Genomic DNA, 3,451 nt, shown 5'->3' with positions numbered 1-3,451 from the left:
AGGGATGACTCAATCTGAGTTAATCAGGAGTTTTATCGCTCAATTGCGCGGCGTAGTTTGGGAATCTCCTTACCTCCGATTCCCCCGCCTTATATCCCGTCGCTAAAAGCGAAGGTTTTACGGCGGATCAAGATAAACAATGGTGCGTTACGCTTTGCTAACGCACCCTACTGGCGTGGCACACCTTATTTGGTGGATTGGAATTGTAGGGGCGCACCGACGTGCGCCCAATTTAACAATCAATCTATTCCATAATTTTAGCTGTGTCAGTCCACTCCGGCTATAGAAAACGGGTTTACTGATTCCCAATTTCAGCTAACGCTTGATGTAACGCCCCACGATGCATCCAGCCAACGAATCCGCTGTAAAGACATTCCCCTTCGGGATTAGCGACAAAGATATGATCAACGTGTAACGGACTTGTCCAGATGCGAATCGTGAATCCGTTAGCTAAAGTGATGTAGGGTTGACTACGGGAAAAGTCTCGCGGATGAGCATCAGTCATTCCAGGTATTGATTGCAAGCGTTCAATTAACTGAGCGGTAAAATCTAGGGGGTAAGGGTTAGTGATTGTCGGATTTGCCCAAAATTCCCGGATAATTCCAATGACAGTAGGATGATTTTTGAGTTGGGCATGGGCTAAATTGGGGATACTTACAAACTTGGCACCGGAAAACTTGGTTGATTCAACAGTAATTGTGCCGTCGCTACCCCTATCCCTATCGCCAGCAATGACTAACGTAGGAATCTTTTTGGCGATGGATTGTGCAATCTGGCGGCGATTGATACCTAGCGCACCAGCCATACCGATACCAACACTAAAGGGGTCTATTAGTCGGGCTAAATCTGACCCGCCAATGGGGGATGCAACCAGTACAAATGATTCTATCTGAGACCACCATTGGGGATGTTGATTGAGAATTTCTAGCCAAATTAAACCGCCCATGGAATGACCGATAATTCGGATTGGGGTATCAGGATATTGGGTAATGGTTTCAGTGGCGACTCTTTCTACGTGTTGAATTAATGGTTCAATTCGCCACCAGGTTTTCAACCAACCCAGATTGGGTGTAACCAAGTGAGACTGGGGCGTGGCTAAGGATTTCGCTAGGGCTGCGATCGCGTGATGGGTATCCGCCCAGCCATGTTGGGCAAATATAATAAAGTCTGGGGTTTTTGGCATCGTGATAGTTAGATGAGGAAGAGAATTTGCAAAGGACGAATGGCAAATGACGAAAGACCAATAACAAATCAACCATCAATTATTACTGGATTTTGCCAAAAGTCCCGAATCACTTCCGCTACAGCCGGATGATTTTTTAGCGTGGGATGGGATAATGTGGGTAGATAAAAGAAATTTGCACCGGGAACCTTCGTTTCTTCTAGAGTCACTGCACCGTCCGTTCCGCCACCAACATCGCCCGCAATCACTAACGTGGGAATCACTTTAGCAATGGATTCCGCCATCTGGCGGCGATTGTTCAACAAAGCCCCGGCTATCCCGACACCCATTCCCAAAAATGTAAAATTTCGGGCTAAATCCACCCCACCAATAGGAGAAGCCACGAGAACCAACGACTCCACCTGAGTCCACCATTCGGGATGTTGGTTGAGAAGTTCTACCCAGATTAATCCGCCAAGGGAATAACCAATAATCCGGATCGGGGTTTGGGGATACTGGGCAATTGTTTCCGTAGCAATTCCCTCCACCTGCTTGATTAACGGCTTAATCCGCCACCAGGTTTTCCACCAACCCAGATTGGGTGTAATCACCAGCGTCTGGGGAGTCGCCAAAGTTTTCGCCATCGCTGCGATCGCCTCTTCTGTATCTGCCCATCCGTGTTGGGCAAATAGAATGTAATCTGGGGTTTCTTGCATCGTGATAGTCCGATGGAGGGAGATGGGGTGATGGGGAGGTTTGGATAGATATTAAGTTACAGTTGTTAGCCCTGTTCCCTGTTCCCTGACAAATGACAACTTATCCACTGAGTTTAGTTTTCACCATAGCTTGAATCTTACGACCTTCAGCACGCCCTTTTAACTTATCCATGGCGGGTCCCATGACTTTCCCCATGTCTTTCATCGAACTTGCACCAGTTTGGGTAATAATTTCATCCAGTACCGCTTCAATTTCCTGATCGGATAGTGGGGCGGGGAGATATTCTTCAAGTATGGCTAACTCTTTGGCTTCTTGTTCCGCCAAGTCTTCCCGTCCAGCGTTACGATACTGTTCCATTGAATCCCGACGCTGTTTGGCAAGTTGGGCTAAGAGTTCAAGTTCCTGAGTTTCGGTGAGTGTCTCTTGTCCTTGAGGGCGCAAGCTGACCTCTTTTTCTAGGATCAGCTTTTTGATACTGCGAACCGTTTCCAGCCAAACTTTATCTTTCGCCTTCATCGCGACTTTGATATCTTCAGAGATGCGGTCTTTGAGGCTCATTATGTCGATTGAGGAAACAACTGATTAAATTATAAAGAGTAAACCGGGCGATCAACGGGATTGGCTCATTAGGATTTTAAGTTTAAGTTGAACAGCACTGAATTCATGCTGGTGGGTAGTGCCCACCCTACGATAAGCTGTCACGCATTTAAATATTTCAGTGCCATTGATTTTCAGTTATTCATCGAGATATATCCAACAATGCTCATTCTCCATCACCCAAAACTCCTTGACTTCATGCGGGCTGACTATTGTGTGTCAGATATTCAGCAGTTATTCGAGTTTCTCAAAAACCAAGGCACGTTTCAGTTTCCCTCACTAGAAAATGGCTTATTTGCGGCAGCTTTATTAAAAAGTGACACCGAATATACAGACTATACCAGTGTCTGGGTACGAGATAATATCTATATTGCTCATGCCCATTATGTTCTGGGAGAGGTTGAAATTGCTCTGAAAACGGTTAATGCCCTGATCAGCTATTTTAAAAAGTATCAATGGCGTTTTATCAAGATTATTGAGGGCGAAGTTAATCCCCAGAATGTGATGGAGCGCCACCATGTTCGCTTTGATGGTAAAAATTTGGCGGAAATCAATCAAAAATGGGCGCACGCGCAAAATGATGCTTTGGGATTTTTCTTATGGTTTTACTGTCAATTAGCAACTCAGGGACTCCTGAATCCTGAAGCTGATGAATTCGCTGTTTTGGCATTATTTTCCCATTACTTTCAAGCAATTCGCTATTGGCAGGATGAAGATAGTGGTCATTGGGAGGAAACGCGCAAACTAGAAGCGTCTAGTGTTGGCGGCGTAGTTGCGGGGTTAAAAGCCCTGCAAACCCTACTCAATCAAAGGAAAAAGTGGTCGGAGATACAAGAGTGCGATCGCGCCTTCTCCCCATCTTTTTTAACTGAGTTAATCGCCCAGGGAGAATCAACCATAGAAACTATTTTACCCGCCGAATGCATCCAACCGGAACCGAAAAAGAATCGACGTTATGATACAGCGTTGTTGTTC

4 protein-coding genes are annotated in these 3,451 nt (G+C 45.7%); 1 reads left to right on the top strand and 3 read right to left on the bottom strand.

All coding sequences use genetic code 11. The annotated features are described in order from the left end of the window. Window positions 1-295 precede the first annotated feature (295 nt). From RIC07_RS13050 to RIC07_RS13040, 3 genes are all read right to left on the bottom strand, one after another. On the bottom strand, window positions 296-1,183 hold the full coding sequence (locus RIC07_RS13050) for an alpha/beta fold hydrolase (protein ID WP_446394914.1): 888 nt from the start codon (window positions 1,181-1,183) through the stop codon (window positions 296-298). Between the two features lie 68 nt (window positions 1,184-1,251). After that, a complete protein-coding gene (locus tag RIC07_RS13045) occupies window positions 1,252-1,878 on the bottom strand; it encodes an alpha/beta hydrolase (protein ID WP_446394913.1) in 627 nt (208 codons plus the stop codon). Between the two features lie 100 nt (window positions 1,879-1,978). Beyond that, window positions 1,979-2,437: a GatB/YqeY domain-containing protein gene (locus RIC07_RS13040; protein ID WP_446394912.1), complete on the bottom strand. Its 459-nt coding sequence runs from the start codon at window positions 2,435-2,437 to the stop codon at window positions 1,979-1,981. A 201-nt stretch (window positions 2,438-2,638) separates the two neighbouring features. Here RIC07_RS13040 and RIC07_RS13035 point away from each other — a divergent pair. Further along, window positions 2,639-3,451 (top strand): glycoside hydrolase family 15 protein (locus RIC07_RS13035; RefSeq protein ID WP_446394911.1); only part of this gene is annotated, 813 nt, incomplete at its 3' end.

This window comes from Coleofasciculus sp. E1-EBD-02 (genome assembly GCF_040218245.1).
Lineage (GTDB): Bacteria > Cyanobacteriota > Cyanobacteriia > Cyanobacteriales > Coleofasciculaceae > Coleofasciculus.
The sequence above is the reverse complement of the archived record's forward strand: the minus strand, read 5'-3'. Positions and strand labels throughout refer to the sequence as shown.

What these genes read in the sequence shown, in the direction of transcription:
- RIC07_RS13050 (WP_446394914.1), bottom strand. Translation starts at nt 1,183, where the DNA reads ATGCCAAAAACCCCAGACTTTATTATATTTGCCCAACATGGCTGGGCG.
- RIC07_RS13045 (WP_446394913.1), bottom strand. Translation starts at nt 1,878, where the DNA reads ATGCAAGAAACCCCAGATTACATTCTATTTGCCCAACACGGATGGGCA.
- RIC07_RS13040 (WP_446394912.1), bottom strand. Translation starts at nt 2,437, where the DNA reads ATGAGCCTCAAAGACCGCATCTCTGAAGATATCAAAGTCGCGATGAAG.